The sequence below is a fragment of the Hoeflea marina genome (assembly GCF_003182275.1).
Lineage (GTDB): Bacteria > Pseudomonadota > Alphaproteobacteria > Rhizobiales > Rhizobiaceae > Hoeflea > Hoeflea marina.
This window is the reverse complement of record NZ_QGTR01000004.1, coordinates 115,811-137,058: the sequence shown is the minus strand read 5'-3', so window position 1 is coordinate 137,058 and position 21,248 is coordinate 115,811. Positions and strand designations below refer to the sequence as shown.

Genomic DNA, 21,248 nt, shown 5'->3' with positions numbered 1-21,248 from the left:
TGCCCCACCAAGGTCATTGGCCAGTCATGCGGTCAGGCCGATTCCGAACGCGTCCGAGGTCGCCTGCGCTTCGGCGATCAGCCACTCCCTGAAGAGCTCCAGCATCGGCACACCGGCGTACCGTGGCGAGGAGAGGAAGTAATAGGTCTCGTCGGAGTGGACCGGGATCTGGATGGGAGCCACCAGCAAGCCCGCCCTCAAATCGTCCTCGATCAGAAAGCGCTGGCCGAGCGCCACGCCAAGGCCGCACTGGGCGGCTTGGTAGGCCATGCTCGACGAGGCGAAGCGGTGGCCGGTCTCGAGATCCACGTGGGAAAGTCCCGCGCCCTCCAGCCAGACGCGCCAGTCGTTCGGCCGTCCGAGCGAGTGAAGCAGCGTGGCCTTGTCGAGATCCTCAGGGCCCCGCAGCGGCAGGTCCGTCGCCACGTAGGTGGGAGAGCAGACCGGCACGAGATAGGTCTCGCAGAGCTTATCGGCGCGAACCGGCCACTCGCCCGCGCCGGCGCGCACGGCGCCGTGGACGTCGGAGTTGTTGAAGTCGACCGGCTTGAGCGACGCGGTGAGCCTGACATCGATCTCGGGATTTTGCTTCTGAAACCGGCTCAGCCGTGGGATCAGCCAGCGCATCGTGAAGGTAGTGTAGGTCTGGATGTTGAGGACCTCACGGCCCTGCTTGCGCCGGAGTCTGCGGGTGGCGATGTCGACCTGCGAGAAAGCGCCTGCGACATCGCGCCGGTAGCGTTCGCCTTCCGCCGTCAGCACCACGGCGCGGTGCTTGCGCTCGAACAGCTGCAGGTCGAGAAAATCCTCCAGCAGCCGAATCTGCCGGCTGACCGCCGATTGGGTGACGAACAACTCCTCTGCGGCCTTGGTAAAGCTCATGTGACGCGCGGCAGCGTCGAAGGCGCGCAGGGCGGACAATGGCGGCAGCATCGGAATCTCCTCGTTTCGCATGAGAATAGCTCATGCATTCCTTTCCAAAAAGTCGTTTGTCGCTTCCGATCGTATTTGCCAATCTCCCTCCATCGGATGTCCGGGAGGAGGGCACAGCCGGGACCCGATCCTGCCATGGCCCGAAGGCTCCGGCATCGGAACGCGCCGCATTCCTCCAGAAATTCTAAGCAAAGGATTTGATTTACAGATGGTTATGTCATCAATTCGAGACAAGGTCTGTATGGTCGGCATCGGCACGACCGACTATGGCAATTTTCCTGAGACCGATACTTACGGACTTGGCTCGCAAGCCCTGCTGTCGGCCCTCGACGATGCGGGATTGCAGGTTTCCGACATCGACGGTTTGATTGTCAATCGAATTCCCTCATACGAACGCTTCGCCGAAATGATGGGGATCAACCCGCGCTACTGCCTCCAGACCGAGGCGCCGGGACGCTACTCCGCGGTGTCGCTGATGCTGGCCGCCCAGGCCATCGCCACGGGCGCCGCCGAGACCGTCGCCTTGGTCTACGCCAACAACGGCCGCTCGCAGCGCGTCTTCTACGGCGGCGACGAGGGCGAATGGGCGCCGTGGGGCATGTCCTCGCCAGGCGCCTCACATGCGATGATGTTCCAGTCGCACATGAACCAGTTCGGCACCACGGCCGAGGATCTGGGGCATATCTCGGTGGCGTTCCGCAAGCATGCCGGCCTCAATCCGGCAGCCGTGATGCGCAAGCCGATGACGCTCGAGGATCACCATAATTCGCGGCTGATTGCCGAGCCGTTGCGCCTGCTCGACTATTGCCTGATCAACGACGGCGGCGTGGCCTGGATCATGACGTCGGCCGAGCGCGCCAAGGATCTCCGGCAGAAGCCGGTCTATGTGTCGGGCTTCGCCCGCGAGGATCTCTTCGACACCGCATCCATTCCCCGCCAGGATTACTGGTACCCGGCGCTCAAGCGGATCGAAAGCCAGGTCTACGAGAATGCCGGCATCAGCCGCGACGAAATCGACGGACTGATGATCTACGACAACTTCTCGCCGACCGTGATGTTCGCATTGGAAGGCCTCGGTTTCTGCAAGCAGGGCGAGGGCGGCCAGTTCATCCAGAATGGGATGCTGGAACTCGGCCGCGGCCGCTGGCCCACCAACACCAGCGGAGGGCACCTGTCGGAAAGCTATATGCAGGGATGGGCGCTGATCGCCGAGGCGGTCCGCCAGCTGCGCGGCGAATGCGGCGACCGGCAGATTCCCGATGCACGCGCTATCCAGTACATCGCCGCGACGCCGATATCCTCTTCCATCATCCTACGCCGGGACTGAACCATGACCGTTGCTGCCAAGCCCAAACCGATCCTCGATGTGTGGAACCGGCCCTTCTGGAACGCCTGCGCCGAAAACCGACTGCGCCTGCAGCGCTGTGCCGACACCGGCAAGTGCTGGTATCCGCCCGCGCCCGTGAGCCCCTATTCGCCGCGCGGCGCGTGGGAATGGGTGGAATGCTCCGGCCGCGGCGAAATCGTGTCATGGGTGGTGTTCCACCACAACTACTTTGCCGGTTTCGCCGACGAACTTCCCTACAATGTCACCCTGGTGCGGCTCGACGAGGGGGCTCTGATGCTCACCAACGTCTCCGGCGGCAATGACCGGCTGTCCGTCGGTGCGCTTGTGGAGGTGGTATTCGAGGATCGCGGCGATGCCGTCGTGCCCGTGTTCAAACTGGCGGAACAGACCCGATGACCGAGCCACTTGTCCTTGTCGACGACCGCGGCGACCATGCCGTCATCACGCTCAACCGTCCGGCCAAGCGCAATGCCATGAGCCGCGCCTCCCGGGCCGCCCTGCTGAATGCCTTGCGCGCCCTCGAAAGCGGTCCGCGTGTGATCATCATCACCGGCGCGGGCGAGGCATTCTGCGCCGGCATGGACCTGAAGGAACAGGCCGCCGACCGGGAGGCGGGCGTGCAGACGGCCAACTCCGAATGGCGCGACGTCAACATCGCCATCCGCCAGCATCCGGCCGTCATCATTGCGGCGGTCAACGGCTTCGCACTGGGCGGAGGCCTGACGCTGATCAATGTCTGCGACCTCGCCATTGCCGCCGACAGCGCCTCGATGGGCATGCCCGAGATCACCTTCGCCACCTATCCCGGCCTGGCCGGTCCGTCGACGCAGTTGTCATTGGCGCGAAAGCGCGCCGCCTGGATGATCCTGACCGGCGAGCGGATCAACGGCAAGACCGCCGAGGAGTGGGGCATCGTCAACCGCTGCGTGCCCGCCGGCGAGCTTATGCCGACCGCCGAGGCGCTGGCCAGACGCATCGCCGGCTATGATCCCGCCGCGCTTGCCGCTTCCAAACGCGCCCTCGACATTGTTCCGGCCTCGATCAGCGACTGGCGGCAGGCATTCGACTTCGGCGAACTGACCAACGCCGCGATCCGCGAACGCACCGACGCGCAGCGTGGCGGGCTGGCGCGCTTCGGCGCCGGGGAGAAGAGCTCCGGCCAGGGCAGGCAACAGCCATGAGCACCTCGGAATTGACGGCCGAGGCGGCTCCCACATCCAGCTCCGGGCTTTTTCAGAAGGCTCTGACCTGCCTGGCGCTGCTGTTTTCGGTCTATATGATCTATGCGACGCTCTACGGTCCCTACCGCACGACGCTGGTGCATCTCGCCATCTTCCTTGCCGCCTCCTTCACGCTCTACTTCCTGCAGAACGAGGGCAGGGGGAAATCGCAGCCGTTGCTGCGCCGGGTCGTCAGCTGGGCCTGCGTCATCGGCACGCTGGCCTCCGTCGCCCACATCCTCATCGATCTCGACCGCATCCTTGCCTCGTGGGGCGCATCCTATCTGACCAATGCCGACCTGTTCTTCGGCGCCGTCCTCGTCTTGGTGGTGCTGGAGGCGGCGCGGCGCGAAAGCGTGGGATTCTTCATCCTCAGCGTCATGGGCATTCTCTACATTCTCTTCGGCAACTGGCTTCCCGGCATCCTCGGTCACGCCGGCATGGATCTGCGCCGGTTCATCTATCTGACCGCCTACACCCAGGAGGGGGTCTTCGGCTTCGGCCTCGACGTCGCGGCCACCTACCTGTTCATGTTCATGCTGCTGAGCTCCGCGATGGCGCAGACCAGGACCGGCGATTTCATCATGAACATCTGCAACGCCTATTTCGGCAGGCGGGTCGGCGGCCCGGCGAAATCCGCCGTCGTCGCCAGCGCGCTGCTGGGTACGATGGTTGGCTCGTCGATCGGCAATGTCGCCACCACGGGCACGTTCACCATTCCGCTGATGAAGGCCAACGGCCTGCCGGCGCACAAGGCGGGAGCAATCGAGACCGTGGCCTCCGAGGGATCCCAGTTCCTTCCGCCGGTGATGGGCGCCGGCGCATTCATCATGGCGGAGATGACCGGCATTCCCTATGCCACGATTGCGCTGGGCGCGCTGTTGCCGGCCATCCTGTATTTCGTCTCGATCTTCGCCGTCGTCCACATCGAATCGGTCAAGCTCGGCCTCAAGGGGCTCGACAAGTCGCAGATTCCCGATGCGCGCCAGGTGTTCAAGGACGGTTGGCACCTGCTGATTCCACCGGCGCTGCTGTTCTACTTGATGATGGGACGCGGGCTGTCGCCGAGCTATGCCGGCATGATCGCCATCCTGGTTTCCATAGCCGTCGCGATGATGCGGGCCACGTCACGCCTGAACGTTTCCCGGTTCATCGCGATCTTCGACAAGGGCGCACGCAGCACTGCGTCGGTGGCGGCGCTGATTGCCGCCATCGGGTTCATCCAGCAGGCCATCGTTACCACCGGCCTGGCGCCGCGGCTCACCGAGATCCTGCTCATGGGCACCGGCGGCACCATGATCCTGACGCTGATCCTCAGCGTGGTGGCGGCGACCATCCTCGGCATGGGCATGCCCACGCCGATCGCCTATGTGCTGCTGGCCCTCTTCGTGGCGCCCGCACTCGAGGCGGTCGGCGTGCCGACCCTGGCGGCGCATCTTTTCCTGTTCTACTTCGCCATCAAGTCCGGCTCGACGCCGCCGGTAGCGGTCGTCGCGGTGGTGGCGGCCACCATCGCCGAAGCCGATTGGTGGAAGACCTCGGTCTCGGCCTTCCAGTATTCGATCCCCGGCTTCGTCGTCGCCTTCATGTTCGTCTATTCGCCGGAGCTCCTCTTCCAGGGCAGTTGGCCGGACATCGCGATGGCCTCGGTCATGGCGACCGTCGGAACCATCGCCATCGCCGGCGCCCTGCTCGGCCACTTCGGCTGGAGGTTGTCATGGCCCGAGCGGATCGCGCTGGGAGCGGGCGCCATCTGCCTCGTCTATTTCGGACTGTTCTCCGATCTCGTCGGACTGCTTCTCATCGCCGGCAGCGTCTTGCTTGCACGCTATCGCGCCGTTCACTTCACCGCAGGCTCAATCGACCATATGAATCCGGGAGGAAAATTATGATTATCCGCAGCCTTACCCTGGCGCTTGTCACCGCAACCGCCATCATGCCGGCCGTCGGCCATGCCGAAGAGCGCTGGTCCATCGCCACCTCGAGCACGGGTTCCGGACCCTACATCATCGGCTCGGCGATCGCCGAGACAATGAACGCCAGCCAGGATATGCTCGACGTGTCGGCGCAGACCTCGGGGGGCTACAACGACAACCTCAACCTGGTGGCCCAGGGCCAAGTCAATGCGGGCCTGACGCTGCTGTCCGAACTCGGTGATGCCTGGCGCGGCACAGGCAAGTTCGAAGCACTGCCCGGTGCCAAGGAGGCATTCGCGCCGCTGCGGCGCATGTTCCCCGTCACCACAGCCACCTTCCAGTGCGTCGTCCGCGCCGATTCGGGCATCAAGAGTTTTGCCGACCTCAAGGGCAAGAAGCTCAACATCAACGTGCCGGCGACGGCGACCCAGGCGATCAACCGCAACCTGATCGCCGCCTTCCAGATGTCGGTGGACGACTTCCAGATCATGGAAATCGCCACCAGCGGCAGCTATGACGCGGTCGGCAACTCGGTCGTCGACGCGACCTGCAACGGTCAGCCGCTGCCGTCCGGCTCGATCCAGCAACTGGCGGCCTCGGCGGCGGTCAATGTGCTGCCGATCCCCGATGAGGTCTTCGACCGCATCAACGAGGCCTATCACGGCACCATGCTGCGGACGACGATCGCGGCCAACACCTATCCCGGCCAGACCGAGGAGGTGATGACGTTCGCCTATCCGGAGGTGCTGTTCGTCAGTGCCGATGCCGACGAGGAGCAGGTCTACACCGCGACCAAGGCCTATTGGGAAGGCAAGCGCCCGACCAACCCGGCGTTCAAGCAGATCACGATCGAGAATGCGACCCTCGACGTCGATCCGCCACTGCACCCCGGCACCGAACGCTACCTGCGTGAAAAAGGCCTGATCAAGTAACCCGAACGGCCCGCGAGGAAGACCGACATGATGATGACGCCGAGGCCGCTTTCAGGCACGAGGATCGCAGAGTACCCGTGCCCGGATTGTGACGACGTCACGCGCATCTCGATCGCCTTTGCGGGCCGCCTTGCCGCCGATCTCGGCGCCGAGGTCTGCCAGATTCTTCCCGACGGGCCAGATCCGCTTGACGCATGGGCGCCGATCCTGCCCGGCGGCCGAAGCAGCGTCGCCACCTTCCTCAACCGGGGTAAGCTCCGGTCGGCCCGAGTCGATGATCGCCGGGCGCTGCTGGTGACCAATGACCGCGCGCTGGCCGGGAACTGGCCAGGTCCGGCGGCAGTGCTCATCCGCTCCTCGATGCTCGATGACCGGCCCCACAGCGAACTGACCATTCTGGCAGCCAGCGGCCTGCTTGACGTTTACGGCAGCGAGGGCCGCCCGCCGTTGCCGCTGCCGGGCCATCAGGCCGGCTATTCAGCCGGCATCGCCGCATTCAATGCGCTGATGGCATCGCTGCTGTCCACGGGCCTCCGCCCGGCCGGCCGGAGCTGTGTTTCGGTCGTCGATGTCGCCACCTGGCTCAACTGGAAGCACTATCTCGCCTGCCACATGGGCAATCCGCACGCCGGGATCGGCCGCGCCGAGGACTGGACCACGATGCGGTGCCGCGACGGCTACATCGCGCTGGTGTTCCAGGACAAGGACGTTGCCAAGCTGGCGAAGATGACCGGCGACGGCCGGCTCAACGATGCCGCATTCGCCACCGTCGGCCGCCGGCGCGAGAATATCGAGGTCTTCAACGGGATCTTTTCCGTCTGGGCCGGGACGCAGAGCCGGGCTGACATCGTTGCGGCGGCGCGAGAGCTGTCCATTCCGATCGGTCCCGTGCTCAGCGTCGCCGACCTGCTGACCGATCCGCAGATGCTGGCGCGCGATTTCCTCGACCTGGCCCGATCCAGTCCGGATTTCGGCCTGACGCGGCTTCCGGCGACCTGGGCAGGGACGAACTGATGGGCAGTGCAGTCAACCGCGCGCCGCCGGCGAACGAGAGCCGCGGCGACCTACCGCTTGAGGGCCTGCGGGTCGTCGATTTCGGCATCATCACCGCTGGGGCCAGCACATCGGCGATGCTTGCGGATCTGGGCGCCGAGGTCATCAAGGTGGAAGGACCGGGGTATATCGACCCCTTTCGCCATTGGGCGGGCGAATCCACCGAGGCCGGGTGGTGGGAAGGCTCACCGCATTTCCGGTTCACCAACCGCAACAAGCAGGATGTCTGCGTCGACCTCAAATCCGAATCGGGCAGGGAACTGCTGCTTGACCTGGTTCGCATCAGCGATGTGGTGATCGAGAATTTCCGCGCCGGAGTGCTCGACCGGCTGGGCCTCGGATTCGATGTGCTGCGCGGCGCCAACAGCCGGATCGTGCTCGGCTCGGTTTCAAGCCAGGGGACGACCGGACCGAACGCGACGGCGGTTTCCTTCGGATCGACGCTTGAGGCCTCCAGTGGCTTCGCGGATCTGGTGCGTTATCCGGGCGAAGCGCCGATGATCAGCGGACAGGCCCTGAACTATCCGGACCAGGTGGTGTCGCTGTTTGCAGCAGGCATGATCATGGCGACGGTGCTCGAGGCTCGCCGCAGCGGACGCGCCCTTCATGTCGACATCGCGCAACGCGAGGTGACGGCGTTCCTCATCGGGGAGAAGCTCGTTGCGGCCGCCTACGGCGTCAACGATTCGGCCGGCGGCGCCTGCGAATGCGGTGCGCTCCATGGCGGGCAGGGCATCTACCCCAGTGCCGACGGACGATGGGTCGCGGCAACCCTGGTCCGCAAGACCGATCCGGCCAGGGTCGACGCCCTGACGGGCGGCAGCGGGCTCGCCGCGCTGGAACTCTGGATTGCCAGCCAGCCTGCCGCGATTGCGGTCGCCGGGCTGCGCGCCGCGGGTTGCGCGGCCGAAATCGCCTTGACGGCTGCCGACATGGTGGATGCCCACCACCCGGCACAGGATCGCCTTGCCGTCGTGCTCGGCCCTGACGGCACACCGGTCAAGGGCCTGCCCTGGTCGACCGACGGACGACCGCTGCAGGTGCGCAGTTTGGCGCCGACGCTGGGTCAGGACAATCGCCGCATCGTGATTGATCTCCTCAAACGGGACGAAGCCACGTACAACGACCTCGTCGCCCACGGGATTTTGGCAACAGCGCCCACCCGCTGAGCGGCGGCCGAGCCCGGAGCAGTCCCATGGACCGGATCCGGATCGACCGAGTCGATGCAACCGAATGAATGGAGAGTGCAGTGAAACAGCGGCAGTTGGGAACGGATGGCCCGATGGTGGGCGCCATCGGGCTTGGATGCATGAGCTTTGGCGGCCCCTACGGTCCCACCACGGAGGCGGAATGCTTTCGGACATTGGCGCGCGCCCACGACCTGGGCGTCACCCATCTGGACACGGCCAATATCTATGGCAATGGCGTGTCCGAGCAGACGATTGGCGCCTACATCGCCCGGTCGGGACATGAATTCGTCATCGCGACCAAGGCGGGGATCATCAACCAGCCGGTCAGGCGCTATGACAATTCCGAGGCCCATATCCGCTCCAGCCTCGAGGACTCTCTGCGACGGCTTGGACGGGAACATGTCGAGTTGTTCTACATACACCGCCGCGAAGCCGACCGCCCCATCGAAGAGGTGATGGAAACGCTTGCCCGCCTCAAGCAGGAAGGCAAGATCGGCGCCATCGGCCTGTCGGAAGTCTCGCCCGGCACGCTCGAGCGCGCGCAGGCGATCCACCCGGTTGCGGCGGTGCAGAGCGAGTACTCGCTGTGGACGCGGCTGCCCGATCTGGGTCTGATCCGGGCCTGCGAGACCTATGGCACGGCCTTCGTCGCCTTCTCGCCGGTGGCGCGCGGCATGCTGACTGGCAGAATTCCCGATCCGAGGGATTTCGCCGACACCGATTTCCGCAAGGCCAGCCCGCGGTTCATCGAGCCCAACTACAGCCTCAATCTCAAGCGCATCCAGGCATTCAACGCTTTCGCGCGCGACACCGGCCGATCGCCGGCAGCGCTGGCGATCGCCTGGGTGTTGCATCGAACCGGCGCCGCGATCCCCATCCCGGGGACCCGGACTGCCGAGCATCTCGAGGAGGATGTGGCGGCTGCCGACATGGTGCTCACCGCATCCGACATTGCCACCATCGAGGAATTGCTGCCGGTGGGCTTTGCCCATGGCGACCGCTATTCGGACCGCCAGGCAAGCGGGCCGGAGCGTTACTGCTGAGGGCGTGCCCGATCCGACACGCCGCCCTGCATGACCCAGACCAGCGAGGGAAGACACACCATGACGATGACCTTCACACTGGAGACCCCGACGCGGATCCTGTTCGGGGAGGGGATGATCGACGAGCTCGCCTCGCAGATCGGGCCGGAAGAGCGGGTTCTGCTGCTCTATGGCGGCGGCAGCATCATGCGCAACGGCGTTCATGATCGGATCAGGCAGGCGCTTGCCGGTCATGTCGTCACCGAATTCGGCGGCATTGAGCCCAATCCGGAATACGAGACCGTGATGCGGGCGGCCGTTCTGGCGCGCGAGGAGAAGGTGACCTTCATCCTCGGCGTCGGCGGCGGCTCGGTGATCGATGCGGCCAAGTTCCTCTCCTGCGCCGCGCCGATCGGTGGGGGTGACGCCTGGGACCGGATGCTGGGCGGGAGAGACCTGCCGGAGCCGCTGCCGAGCGGCGCCATCCTGACGCTGCCGGCCACCGGTTCGGAGAGCAACCCGGTCTCGGTGATCTCGCGGACCGCGCGCGGGTTGAAGCTGCCGTTCAAGCGGGAAGCTGCGCGGCCGCGCTTTGCCATCCTCGATCCGTCGACGATGAAGTCGCTGCCGCGCCGGCAACTGGAGAACGGCGTCGTCGACGCCGTCACCCATGTGCTCGAGCAGTATCTGACGCTGCCGGTCAACGCGCCGGTGCAGCACGGTTACTCGGAGGCACTGCTGGCGGTGCTGTTCGAATGGGGCCCGCGCCTGTTGGTGGAGGACAGCGACGAGGCGCGGGAGAACGTCATGTGGGCGGCCAACCAGGCGCTCAACGGCCTGATCGGAGCCGGGGTGCCGCAGGACTGGTCGACGCACATGATCGGCCATGCGCTGACCGCCCTGCACGGCCTCGACCATGCGAGGTCGCTGTCGCTGGTCATGCCGCATCTGATGCGCAACCGGATGCCGAACAAGGTCGCCATGCTGGCGCGCTACGGCCGACGCGTCTGGGGCGTGGCCGAAGCCGACGACCGGGCTGCCGCCGACCTGGCGATCGCCCGGACGGAGGACTTCTTCCGCCGGATGAACTGCCCGGTCGCGGTTCGCGATGTGCCGGGACTGGCCGTCAGCCCGGATAAGGTCGTGCAGCACCTTGAGGAGGCCGGACAACTGCCGCTCGGGGAGAACGCCGATATCGGCGCCGCCGAAGTCCGAGCCATTCTCAAGGCCGCCGGCGCGGCGGCATGAATCGGTGCAACGGCTTGGGAAAACTGCAAATCATGTGGAACGGGACACGGATCCCCGAAAATTGACGCGCGCATCGCACCGAATGGTCACGGCGGCATCGTTTCCGCCCGCCATGCGGCGGCTGAGCAAATCCCAGGCAATTCGTCCCAGTTCGCGTGTCGGCTGCTGGATGCAGGAGAGACTGGGCCACGCAGCCATCGCCCAGTGGGGCTCTTCGGCAGCGAGCAGCGAGATGTCCTCAGGGCAACGGAGGCCGAGGTCGCGGAAAGCCTCGATGCTCCAAGCCGACAACAGGCTCGAACTGGCAATGAGGACCGTCTTGCGGCTTGCATCTCTCAGTTCTACGGCGAGCATGCGGTTGAATTCTTCCTGGTTTGTACCGCATTTCATGATGGTAGAGGAGACGTCAGCGCCGCTGTCCGCAATGGCCTCGTTTATGCCGGCAATATTCTGCCGCACTACCGAGAAATTGGGAAATTGGGTCGCCACGATGATCCTGGTGTGGCCCCATTCGAGCAATTGCCGGGTGGCGGCCACAAACGCGCTCCTGTGATCCACCAGAACCTGATCAAAGCGTTCCTCATCCGCCACGAAGCGATTGATGATGACCGTCGGCATTTGGGAGCTGTGAAGGAGTTCCAGCACCGGCTCCGCCAGAAGCGTTGGCAGCAGCAAGACACCGCTCGCCCGCGAGGCGATCAACCGCTCGATCCGATCATGTTCCCGCTGCTGGTCGTGGCGGGTGATGATCTGGACAAGCTCGAAATTTGCACCTGTGGCGTGTTCTTCGAGGATGTCGGTCATCGTGACGAAGTTGGAGGACGTGCTGTTCGGAACGCAAAGGCCGACGACCGGATAGCGCTGAGCACGCATGCCCTTTGCAAGGAGGCTGCCAGTGAAGGAAAGGGTCGCGATCGCTTCGCGGACCTTCTTGCGCCGAGGTTCACTCACATTGCCGCGGCCGTTGATGACATTGGACACGGTCCCCACCGATACTCCCGCCAGGGCGGCGACGTCATTGATTGTTGCCTTGCGCAGGTGTCGGGGATTGCGCACGACGCCTGGGAGTTCTTTCTTTGCCACGCATTTTCCCGTTCTTTGAGCCTGCTTTCAGTTCGTTTTTATGAAGCGGTTCAAAAAATAATTCAAGCGGGCTGGCGCATTTCCGCCAGTTTCCTGACCGCCGCCGACCTGGAGATGTCTTGACTTGGTTTAGGGTGGAATTCGATGCATCTGCTCCGGAAGTCAGCTGGATAACATTGATTTTGGCCGTTTTTTATCTGATTGTATCCAGATCGTGCTGATACTGCTGTTCCCGTGGAGGTTAATTTTCGCGCTCTTTCTGGCTGGTGGCAGAGGGCATCTCGGCAATATTGGCTTAAAAAAATCATTGACAGCAGTTTGCCTGATGCGCATTGTTGCCCAGAAATGAACCGGTTCAAATTCGTTGAGCCACCTTGAGGGAGGAGAAATCGATGACACTGACAGGAACTCTGCGTGCGCTTTTCGCGGGCACGATGATGGTGGCCGCGAGCGGTTGGGCCATGGCCGCGGACGGTGAACTTGTCCTCGGCGCGCTGTTGCCGCTGACGGGGCCCGCGGCCCCGATCGGCATTGAGGAACAACAGGGAGTGCAATTCGCCATTGACCAGGTCAACGCCAAGGGCGGGCTCAACGGCGTGCCCGTGCGCATCGTGTTCGACGACAGTCAGGGCAAGCCAGACCAGGCTGTTCTGGCCTTCAATCGGATGGCCGACCTTCAGGACGTGCCCGCCATGATCACCGCTTTCTCTTCGATTTCTCTGGCGATCGCGCCGTTGGCCACACGCCGTGAATTGCTGGTCGTCAACCCAGCTGCGCAGACAGACAAGCTCGAGAATGCGTCCCCTTACCTGCTCAACACCATTCCGCTGGTGAAGGACGAGGCGCAGGTGCTGGCCAAGTACGCGACAGCCAACATCGGGAAGAACGCAGCCATCGTTTATGAGAATGCCGCCGCCGGCATCGATGGCCGGGACGACTTCAAGAAATACTTCGAGGCCGCTGGCGGCAAGATCCTGGCGGAAGAGCCGGTGGAATTCGGCCAGACAAACTATCGCTCGTCGCTGCTCAAGGTCGCAAGCGTCAAGCCGGATTTCGTCTATATCGCCATTACCCAAAGCCATGAGACCATGGCCGATCAGGTCGGTCAGGTGCCGGGCTTTCCCGTGGCGATCGGGAACACCTTCTCTCGGCCCTTCTTCGGCTATGCATCCACCGAAGGCTGGTACCAGACAGCCATCCAGTCGGGTTACCCCGACGATGCGACCCTCGAGGCGTTCAAGACCCAGTTCGATGCGGAGGACATGGGTTTTTTTGCCCGTGAGTATTTCAACGCCACCAACATCATCATCGAGGCGGCAAGACTGGTCACCAAGGATGGCGCGTCGTTGACCGGAACCACCCTTCGCGATGCCATTTTCAAGATCAAGGATTTCAATTCGCCCATCGCTGACATCCGTTTCGATACCAACACGGCCTCGCGGCCGGTGGAAATTCAGCAATACAAGGGCAAGGAACGAAAGGTCATAACGACCTCGACAGCTTCCTCCGCTCAGTGAACTGAAATCTCAAGGCTCTGATCAAATGCTGTATGTACAACTGATAGCCGATGGCGTGGTTACGGGATGCGCCATCGGGCTGGTGGCGGTCAGCTTCGCTTATTTCTACGCGACAACCGGCATCTTTCATGTCGCCCATGCCGGCATCTATACGCTGTGCGGTTATATCGCCTGGTATCTGACCGGACTGGGTATCCCTTTCATTCTGGCATTGATTGCGAGCATCCTCTGTGGAGCGCTGGTGGGAATGTTCGTCCAGGTCACTCTCTATCAGACGCTGGAAAACAAGGGCGCGTCGCCCCTGGTCAAGCTGATCGCGTCCATAGGTGTCCTGACGACACTGCAGAACATTGTTGCCATCTTCTTCACACCGAACATCGTGCAGTTTGATCTGCCCTGGCGATTGAACAGCCTTACCATTGGCGGAGTCTGGTTCAGCGTTCCGCAGATCCTGATTCTCCTGTCCAGCGTCGGGCTTTTTGCGGCGGTGGTGCTCTTCTCGAAATATTCCAAGCTGGGCAAACGCATTCGCGCGGTGGCCTCCAACCCGGGACTGGCGGAAATCACCCACCTCAACCCGCAGCGCGTGTTCGTCTACGTCATCGCGATCTCATCAGGGCTGGTGGCCGTTCCGGGCGTTCTTGTCGGAGTCGATCAAGCGCTGCAGCCATACACCTCGCTCATCATCCTTCTGACCGCGGTCATTGCCATGATCGCCGGCGGGATCGGCAGCCTGGGCGGCGCCTTCGTGATGTCGATCGTTCTCGCGGTCATCCAGAGCCTTTCGGTGGCGTTTGTGTCCGGGCGCTGGAGCATTGCCGTGGTGTTCGCCATCTTCGTGCTGTTCATCCTCATCAGACCCGAAGGCCTGGTGCGTCGCAAATTCAGTCGCGCGATCTGAGGGGAGATTGGGTCATGAATTACTTCTTTAGCTTTCTGGTGCTCGCGGAAATATTCTCCATCGTCGCCTTCTCCACCAATCTGCTGATGGGTGTCGTCGGCATCTTTTCCGTCGCCCAGGCGGCAATCATGGGAATTGGCGCCTATACGTCCGGCATTCTCGTGATGATGGGTGTGCCCTTTCCCCTGGCCGTGCTGGCCGCCATCGCCGTGTGTGCCGGCGTCAATCTCATCTCCTCGCTTCCTTCGCTCAGGCTCGCTGGCGACTACTTCATCATCACCTCATTTGGCACGCAGCTTGTCGCAACGGCCGTCTTCATAAACTGGTCGTCACTCACCGGCGGAGCGTCGGGCCTTAGCGGCATCCCTGTCGCCACCATGTTTGGCTATTCCTTTGTGACTGCCAGCCAGTTCGCCGTCTTGTCCACATTGGCGCTCTGCCTTGTCGCCTTGAGTTTCTGGCTGATCCTCCGCTCGCCCTATGGGATGATGCTGAACGCGATCCGACTGGACGAAATCGCGGTGGTCGCATCCGGCCGGAAGGTCCTGCAGACCAAGATCGGCGTATCGGCCGTGTCCGGCGCCTATGCCGGCATCGGCGGCGCTCTGTACGCGGCCTATATCAGCTTTATCGATCCGGTATCCTTCGACATCCATGTCTCGGTTCTGGTGGTCACGATGGTGGTCGTCGGCGGAGCCCGGACCCTTGCCGGCTCAATCATCGGACCCTTTCTGCTGCTGGCCATTCCGCAGGCGCTCACCCTTATCGACATTCCATCGACACTCGTGGGGCCGATCCGCCAGCTGATCTACGGCCTGCTGCTGATTGCCTTCATGCTGTGGCGTCCGCAAGGCATTGCCGGAAAGAGCCTGTAACATGACCTATCTCAACGTCTCCAACGTCAACAAGAGTTTCGGTGGTATCCGCGCGTTGACCGATTGCAGCTTCTCCATCAGGCCGATGGAAACAACCTGCGTCGTCGGGCCGAACGGCGCGGGAAAGACTTCCATTTTCAACGTGATCACCGGCTTCATTCCGGCCGACACCGGCCGGATAGAATTCAAGGGGCGGGACATCACCGCCGAAAGCCGACATGACCGGGTTGAAGCCGGGATCGCCCGGACATTTCAGAATCTGCGGCTGTTTGAGACCATGACACTGCTCGACAATGTCATCGTCTGCCTCGGCGACAACGGTGCGAACGATCCGCTCTCCGCGGTCTTCCGACCGTTTCACACGCAAGCTGTTTTGCGCCGGAAGCGCGAGGCGGCCATGATGCTGCTGGAACAGGTGGGTCTAGCCCACAAGGCGGGCGATCAGGCTGCCAACATCAGTTACGGCCAGAAGAAGTTGCTGTGCATTGCACGGGTTCTGGCAACCGGCGCCGAATTGCTTCTGCTCGACGAGCCGACATCCGGCCTGGCGGCCGCCGCGCTCGACAACATGGTCGAGCTCATTCACGCCCTGAAAAATCAGCAGAAGACGCTGTTGATCGTCGAGCACAACACCAAGATCGTCAAGCGGATCGCTGACGAGGTGCTGTTCTTCCATCGCGGGACGCTGCTGGCCAAGGGAAAGCCGGACGAGATCATCGCCAACGAGGACCTCGGCAAGATCTACTTCGGATCAGGAGCCTGACATGACCCTGGAAGCACGCAATCTGGTCGCCGGCTATGGCGACAAGTCGATACTGGAAAAGGTGTCCTTCAACCTAGCCGACGGGGAGATCCTCGCATTCTTCGGTCACAACGGTGCCGGCAAGTCCACCACATTGAAAGCCGTTCTCGGATTGTTGCCCGCGAAGGAGGGGCAAATCCTCCTGGACGGTGAGCGAATTGAACATCTGACGGTCAGTGCCCGTCTCAAACGTGGCTTGCGGCTGTTGCCCGAGGGGAAAGGCGTCTTTCCCGACCTCAACGTGCAGGACAGCATCGAGATCGTCTCGCAGAGCAACAGGGACCCCAACGGCGCGAAGATATCGGCGGACGACGTCTACGATCTGCTGCCCGTTCTCAGAGACCGCCGAAAGACCATCGCCGGGGAAATGAGCGGTGGCCAGCAGCAGATGCTTGCATTCGGGCTGGCACTGCTTGGTTCGCCCAAGTGCGTGCTCCTGGAGGAACCGTCGGTGGGCTTGCAGCCGGATCTCGTCGAGGAGTTGTTCGGAAAGATGTCCGACATCTGCAAGAAGCTGTCGATCTCCGCAATCCTGGTGGAGCACAAGATCGCCTCGGCGATGAAGATTGCCGATCATGTCATGATCATCAACAGCGGAAAACTTGTCTTCAACGGCAGCAAGGCCGAGGCCGAACAGATCAATCTTTGGAACTACTTTTGAAATATCGGCTCGGCATGGGGTGCTCTTATGAACTGGATTGACGCCAACGGCGTGGCGCTGCGCTATCAACTTCTTGGGGACCGAGGGCCGGTTCTGGTGCTCATCCATGAGATGGGCGGGACACTTGAATCGTGGGATCGGGTGGCGCCGGAACTGGCGAAAACACGACGCGTGCTCCGCTTTGATACCCGCGGAGCGGGAATGTCGGAGAAGATCGTCGGTGAGGTGAGCCTGGGGCAGATGGCGGCCGATATCGCCGCGCTGCTCGACGCGCTCGATCTCGCCGGTCCGGTGTCGCTGGCCGGCTGCGCCGTCGGCGGCGGCATAGCGCTTCGCTTTGCTTTGGACTACGCCGAACGCACCGCTGCCTTGATCCTGATCAACCCGGCAATCGACGCCGAACCCGATGCCCGTGACGGCCTCATCGCTCGCGGAACCACGCTGTGCGCAAAGGGGCTGCGGGCTGTGGAAGCCGGATCGCTCGATGGGGGATACCCCGAACAGTTCCGTCTGCGCGACCCGGCGCATTTCGCTGAATTCCGTGCACGTTGGCTTGCAAATGATCCGGCCAGCATGGCTGCGTTGTTCCGCATGCTGGCATCCACGAACCTGTTTCCGGAGCTTTCAGCCATCAAGGTTCCGGTGCTCGGCCTGGCTGGCGTTCATGATCCGTTGCGTCCCCCCTCCTATGTCCGCCGGGTGGTCGAGACGATTGGGGCGCACTTGGTAATCGAGGTCGATGCGGCGCATCATGTGCCCGATCAGGCGCCGGAGATCATCACGCGGCACATCGGTGCGTTTCTCGATCGCATGGAACGGGCCAACGAACGGGTGCCGGCATGAAATTGCTTGGATCGCTTCGCTCTCCCTATGTCCGACAGGTGCTGGTGGTGGCATCGGAGACCGCCCTGGCAACTGACATCGTTCTGGAACTGCACACCGTTCACCTCGCCGCCCACACCCCGGAAGTCATGGCGTTCAATCCACTGAACAAACTGCCGACCCTGATCGACGACAGCGGACGGTGCATCTTCGATTCGCGCGTCATCTGCGAATTCCTGGTCTGGAAGAGTGGACGTACCGATCTTCTGCCTGCTGATTTTCCGGCACGGATATCCGTGCTGCAGCGGCAGGCCCTCGCCACCGGGCTGATCGATCTCCTGATCCTCCGCCTGGTGGAACTGGCCAAACCGCAGTCGATGCAATGGGGTGATGTCGTCAAATCCTCGGAGATCAAGATCGCCGCCGTTCTCGATCATCTGGACACCGAAGCCGAGGTCCTGCGCGAAGAGGGGGTCACCCTGGGGACCCTGGGCTTGGCGGTGGCGCTGAACTACATCGAGTTCCGGTTTGCGGATCTCGCATGGTCCACCACCCGGCCGGGGCTGTCGGCTTGGCATCGCGAAATCAACCTTCGCCCCTCGCTCCGTGACAATCGGCTCGAGGACAATGCCCCCGCACTGGCCGGGAAAATCCGCTAACCGTGATCGGAGCAAACTGTTGATCTACACGCGCACCATCGGTGACGTCCGCCTGACCAATCTGGTTGAGTATTTCGCGCCAACCCATGACCCTGTCGCCTTGTATCCCGACTTTGACCCTTCCGTCATCGACCTCAATCGGTCTTGGTTGAGCAATGCCCACTGGTATGAAAACCTTCAACGCTTGGTGGTGGCTATCCAGATCTGGATTGTCCACGTCGATGACAAGGTCATTCTGGTCGATACCGGCGTAGGTAATTTCAAGCCGCGTGCAGCTGCTCGAATGAACATGCTCAACAGTCTTGTGCCGCAGTGGCTGGCGGCGGCCGATGCCTCGTTCGAGCAGGTGACACATGTCGTCATGACCCATCTGCACGGCGATCATGTGGGTTGGAACACGGTCCCGGGCAGCGAAGGCTGGGTTCCCGCCTTTCCCAATGCCCAATATTTCATCCCGCGCCGGGACTTCGACTACTTCAAGGCCTTGCATGAAACGAATCCCGCCGCCGATCCGTCATTCGGCGACAGCGTTCTTCCGGTTGTCGCCGCCGGTCTTGCCCGGTTCGTGGAGCCGGGTGACGTGGTGGCCGGCTGCCTGACCGCCGAATCTGCCGCCGGTCATACACCGGGCCAGATGAACTACTGGCTGCGTCGCAAGGACGAACAGGCCGTCTTTTGTGCGGACCTTTTCCATCATCCGCTCCAGATCACCAACCCGGACCTCAATACCGCATTCTGTGTCCTCCCCGAAACAGCCCGCGAGACACGCCTGGCATTCCTGGAGCGGGTCGCCGACACCGGGACTCTCATCCTGCCATGCCATTTTGGTCCACCGCATTGCGGATATGTCAATCGCACCGATAACGGCTTCGCCTTCCAGCCGAGCGAGCCGGATCTACCGCAATTCAACTGAATCAACTGCAGAAGCTGCTCGAAAGGAGCATTTCCATGTCGTCCAAGAAGACCATCGTCACCTGCGCCGTAACCGGAGCATCGCTCACGCCGTCCATGTCGCCCCATCTTCCCGTTTCTCCGAAGGAGATCGCGGATCAGTCTATCGAGGCCGTGGCGGCCGGCGCGGCCATCATCCATGCCCATGCCCGCCTTCCAGACGGTCGTCCGACAAATGAGACGGCGATCTGGGAGGAGTTCATCACCCCGATCCGCCGCGAGACCGATGCCATCATCAACATGTCGGCATCGTTGGGCAAGACGGCGGAAGAACGGCTCGAAGCTGTGCTGGCACTCAAGCCCGATGTCGCCACGGTGATCGTCGGCTCGATGAACTATGGTCTGTTCAACAAGGCGAGGAACCAGGGCGTCAACGAGTTCGCCCAGACCTGGGAGCAGGAGGCGTTCGGCGAAAAGAGCTATCAGATTGTCACGCAGAACAGCTTCGCCACGATCGACCGGATGATGGACATTCTGCTGGAGCATGAAATCGGCATGGAGTTCGAATGCTACGATGTCGGCCACCTGTACATTCTCGACCACCATCTCCGCCGCAAGCCAAACGTCAAGCGTCCGATCATCCTGCAGTTTCTCACCGGAATCCTTGGAGGTATTCCGTCCGATATCGATCATCTGGTGCATCTCAAGCGGACGTCAGAAAGGCTCTTCGGCGATGCTGTTGAACTCTTCACGCATGGCACCGGCACCGGAAACATCAAGGCAGCCACGTATGGGGCGATGATGGGCACGCATATTCGCATCGGCCAAGAAGACAACCTGTTCGAAAGGCCCGGTGTTCCGTTCAGGTCAAACGCCCACCAGGTTGAGAAGATCACCGGCATCCTGTCCGCGCTCAACATCGATATCGCCACCCCGACAGAGGCCCGGTCCATCCTCGGACTGTAGAGTGGAGCAGCGGAGCGATTGATGCTGGAAGACACACCATGACGATGACCTTCACACTGGAGACCCCGACGCGGATCCTGTTCGGGGAGGGGATGATCGACGAGCTCGCCTCGCAGATCGGGCCGGAAGAGCGGGTTCTGCTGCTCTATGGCGGCGGCAGCATCATGCGCAACGGCGTTCATGATCGGATCAGGCAGGCGCTTGCCGGTCATGTCGTCACCGAATTCGGCGGCATTGAGCCCAATCCGGAATACGAGACCGTGATGCGGGCGGCCGTTCTGGCGCGCGAGGAGAAGGTGACCTTCATCCTCGGCGTCGGCGGCGGCTCGGTGATCGATGCGGCCAAGTTCCTCTCCTGCGCCGCGCCGATCGGTGGGGGTGACGCCTGGGACCGGATGCTGGGCGGGAGAGACCTGCCGGAGCCGCTGCCGAGCGGCGCCATCCTGACGCTGCCGGCCACCGGTTCGGAGAGCAACCCGGTCTCGGTGATCTCGCGGACCGCGCGCGGGTTGAAGCTGCCGTTCAAGCGGGAAGCTGCGCGGCCGCGCTTTGCCATCCTCGATCCGTCGACGATGAAGTCGCTGCCGCGCCGGCAACTGGAGAACGGCGTCGTCGACGCCGTCACCCATGTGCTCGAGCAGTATCTGACGCTGCCGGTCAACGCGCCGGTGCAGCACGGTTACTCGGAGGCACTGCTGGCGGTGCTGTTCGAATGGGGCCCGCGCCTGTTGGTGGAGGACAGCGACGAGGCGCGGGAGAACGTCATGTGGGCGGCCAACCAGGCGCTCAACGGCCTGATCGGAGCCGGGGTGCCGCAGGACTGGTCGACGCACATGATCGGCCATGCGCTGACCGCCCTGCACGGCCTCGACCATGCGAGGTCGCTGTCGCTGGTCATGCCGCATCTGATGCGCAACCGGATGCCGAACAAGGTCGCCATGCTGGCGCGCTACGGCCGACGCGTCTGGGGCGTGGCCGAAGCCGACGACCGGGCTGCCGCCGACCTGGCGATCGCCCGGACGGAGGACTTCTTCCGCCGGATGAACTGCCCGGTCGCGGTTCGCGATGTGCCGGGACTGGCCGTCAGCCCGGATAAGGTCGTGCAGCACCTTGAGGAGGCCGGACAACTGCCGCTCGGGGAGAACGCCGATATCGGCGCCGCCGAAGTCCGAGCCATTCTCAAGGCCGCCGGCGCGGCGGCATGAGTGC

The 21,248-nt window shown here is 62.8% G+C and carries 21 protein-coding genes; 19 read left to right on the top strand and 2 right to left on the bottom strand.

Annotated elements, in window-relative coordinates; translation table 11 throughout:
• Nucleotides 1–24: 24 nt before the first annotated feature.
• Nucleotides 25–933, bottom strand: a complete 909-nt coding sequence (gene gcvA, locus DFR52_RS15995; protein ID WP_210205858.1) for a transcriptional regulator GcvA — start codon at nucleotides 931–933, stop codon at nucleotides 25–27.
• Between the two features lie 208 nt (nucleotides 934–1,141).
• Here gcvA and DFR52_RS15990 point away from each other — a divergent pair, with 208 nt between their 5' ends.
• The 9 genes from DFR52_RS15990 to DFR52_RS15950 all read left to right on the top strand — a co-directional run bounded on the left by DFR52_RS15990 (nucleotide 1,142) and on the right by DFR52_RS15950 (nucleotide 10,862).
• A complete protein-coding gene (locus tag DFR52_RS15990; protein ID WP_210205857.1) occupies nucleotides 1,142–2,260 on the top strand; it encodes a thiolase family protein in 1,119 nt (372 codons plus the stop codon).
• Nucleotides 2,261–2,263: 3 nt separating this feature from the next.
• The gene (locus DFR52_RS15985; protein WP_110033007.1) at nucleotides 2,264–2,677 is read left to right on the top strand and encodes a Zn-ribbon domain-containing OB-fold protein; all 414 of its coding nucleotides are present in this window, start codon (nucleotides 2,264–2,266) and stop codon (nucleotides 2,675–2,677) included.
• Nucleotides 2,674–3,462, top strand: coding sequence for an enoyl-CoA hydratase/isomerase family protein (locus DFR52_RS15980; RefSeq protein WP_110033006.1), 789 nt, complete (start codon nucleotides 2,674–2,676; stop codon nucleotides 3,460–3,462). The genes DFR52_RS15985 and DFR52_RS15980 overlap by 4 nt, the downstream gene beginning before the upstream one ends.
• Nucleotides 3,459–5,393: a TRAP transporter permease gene (locus DFR52_RS15975; protein ID WP_110033005.1), complete on the top strand. Its 1,935-nt coding sequence runs from the start codon at nucleotides 3,459–3,461 to the stop codon at nucleotides 5,391–5,393. Before DFR52_RS15980 ends, DFR52_RS15975 begins: the two co-directional genes overlap by 4 nt.
• Nucleotides 5,390–6,349: a TAXI family TRAP transporter solute-binding subunit gene (locus tag DFR52_RS15970; RefSeq protein ID WP_110033004.1), complete on the top strand. Its 960-nt coding sequence runs from the start codon at nucleotides 5,390–5,392 to the stop codon at nucleotides 6,347–6,349. The genes DFR52_RS15975 and DFR52_RS15970 overlap by 4 nt, the downstream gene beginning before the upstream one ends.
• 27 nt (nucleotides 6,350–6,376) lie before the next feature.
• Nucleotides 6,377–7,363 carry a CoA transferase gene (locus DFR52_RS15965; protein WP_110033003.1) on the top strand — a complete coding sequence of 329 codons (987 nt, stop codon included), beginning with the start codon at nucleotides 6,377–6,379 and terminating at the stop codon, nucleotides 7,361–7,363.
• On the top strand, nucleotides 7,363–8,571 hold the full coding sequence (locus tag DFR52_RS15960; RefSeq protein WP_110033002.1) for a CaiB/BaiF CoA transferase family protein: 1,209 nt from the start codon (nucleotides 7,363–7,365) through the stop codon (nucleotides 8,569–8,571). The genes DFR52_RS15965 and DFR52_RS15960 overlap by 1 nt, the downstream gene beginning before the upstream one ends.
• Before the next feature lie 80 nt (nucleotides 8,572–8,651).
• Nucleotides 8,652–9,635 (top strand): aldo/keto reductase, encoded by a 984-nt coding sequence (locus DFR52_RS15955; RefSeq protein WP_110033001.1) that lies wholly within the window; start codon nucleotides 8,652–8,654, stop codon nucleotides 9,633–9,635.
• Nucleotides 9,636–9,695: 60 nt separating this feature from the next.
• A complete protein-coding gene (locus DFR52_RS15950) occupies nucleotides 9,696–10,862 on the top strand; it encodes an iron-containing alcohol dehydrogenase (protein ID WP_210205855.1) in 1,167 nt (388 codons plus the stop codon).
• Nucleotides 10,863–10,892: 30 nt separating this feature from the next.
• Here the strand turns inward: DFR52_RS15950 and DFR52_RS15945 are convergent, their stop codons facing one another.
• Nucleotides 10,893–11,945 (bottom strand): LacI family DNA-binding transcriptional regulator, encoded by a 1,053-nt coding sequence (locus DFR52_RS15945; protein ID WP_110033000.1) that lies wholly within the window; start codon nucleotides 11,943–11,945, stop codon nucleotides 10,893–10,895.
• Between the two features lie 392 nt (nucleotides 11,946–12,337).
• Between DFR52_RS15945 and DFR52_RS15940 the strand changes: the two genes are divergently transcribed.
• Genes DFR52_RS15940 through DFR52_RS15895 form a run of 10 tightly spaced genes read left to right on the top strand, consistent with a single transcriptional unit; the run spans nucleotide 12,338 to nucleotide 21,244 of the window.
• Nucleotides 12,338–13,462, top strand: a complete 1,125-nt coding sequence (locus DFR52_RS15940) for an ABC transporter substrate-binding protein (RefSeq protein ID WP_110032999.1) — start codon at nucleotides 12,338–12,340, stop codon at nucleotides 13,460–13,462.
• Nucleotides 13,463–13,487: 25 nt separating this feature from the next.
• Nucleotides 13,488–14,363 (top strand): branched-chain amino acid ABC transporter permease, encoded by an 876-nt coding sequence (locus DFR52_RS15935; protein WP_110032998.1) that lies wholly within the window; start codon nucleotides 13,488–13,490, stop codon nucleotides 14,361–14,363.
• A 14-nt stretch (nucleotides 14,364–14,377) separates the two neighbouring features.
• Nucleotides 14,378–15,238 (top strand): branched-chain amino acid ABC transporter permease, encoded by an 861-nt coding sequence (locus DFR52_RS15930; protein ID WP_110032997.1) that lies wholly within the window; start codon nucleotides 14,378–14,380, stop codon nucleotides 15,236–15,238.
• Nucleotide 15,239: 1 nt separating this feature from the next.
• A complete protein-coding gene (locus DFR52_RS15925; RefSeq protein WP_110032996.1) occupies nucleotides 15,240–16,001 on the top strand; it encodes an ABC transporter ATP-binding protein in 762 nt (253 codons plus the stop codon).
• A 1-nt stretch (nucleotide 16,002) separates the two neighbouring features.
• Nucleotides 16,003–16,701, top strand: coding sequence for an ATP-binding cassette domain-containing protein (locus DFR52_RS15920; protein ID WP_110032995.1), 699 nt, complete (start codon nucleotides 16,003–16,005; stop codon nucleotides 16,699–16,701).
• 27 nt (nucleotides 16,702–16,728) lie between these two features.
• Nucleotides 16,729–17,544 (top strand): alpha/beta fold hydrolase, encoded by an 816-nt coding sequence (locus tag DFR52_RS15915; protein WP_110032994.1) that lies wholly within the window; start codon nucleotides 16,729–16,731, stop codon nucleotides 17,542–17,544.
• On the top strand, nucleotides 17,541–18,182 hold the full coding sequence (locus DFR52_RS15910; protein WP_110032993.1) for a glutathione S-transferase family protein: 642 nt from the start codon (nucleotides 17,541–17,543) through the stop codon (nucleotides 18,180–18,182). Before DFR52_RS15915 ends, DFR52_RS15910 begins: the two co-directional genes overlap by 4 nt.
• A 19-nt stretch (nucleotides 18,183–18,201) precedes the next feature.
• Nucleotides 18,202–19,095, top strand: coding sequence for an MBL fold metallo-hydrolase (locus DFR52_RS15905; RefSeq protein ID WP_110032992.1), 894 nt, complete (start codon nucleotides 18,202–18,204; stop codon nucleotides 19,093–19,095).
• Between the two features lie 35 nt (nucleotides 19,096–19,130).
• On the top strand, nucleotides 19,131–20,039 hold the full coding sequence (locus DFR52_RS15900) for a beta-keto acid cleavage family enzyme (protein WP_110032991.1): 909 nt from the start codon (nucleotides 19,131–19,133) through the stop codon (nucleotides 20,037–20,039).
• Between the two features lie 38 nt (nucleotides 20,040–20,077).
• Complete coding sequence (locus DFR52_RS15895; protein ID WP_210205855.1) at nucleotides 20,078–21,244, top strand: iron-containing alcohol dehydrogenase; 1,167 nt, start codon at nucleotides 20,078–20,080, stop codon at nucleotides 21,242–21,244.
• Nucleotides 21,245–21,248 lie beyond the last annotated feature (4 nt).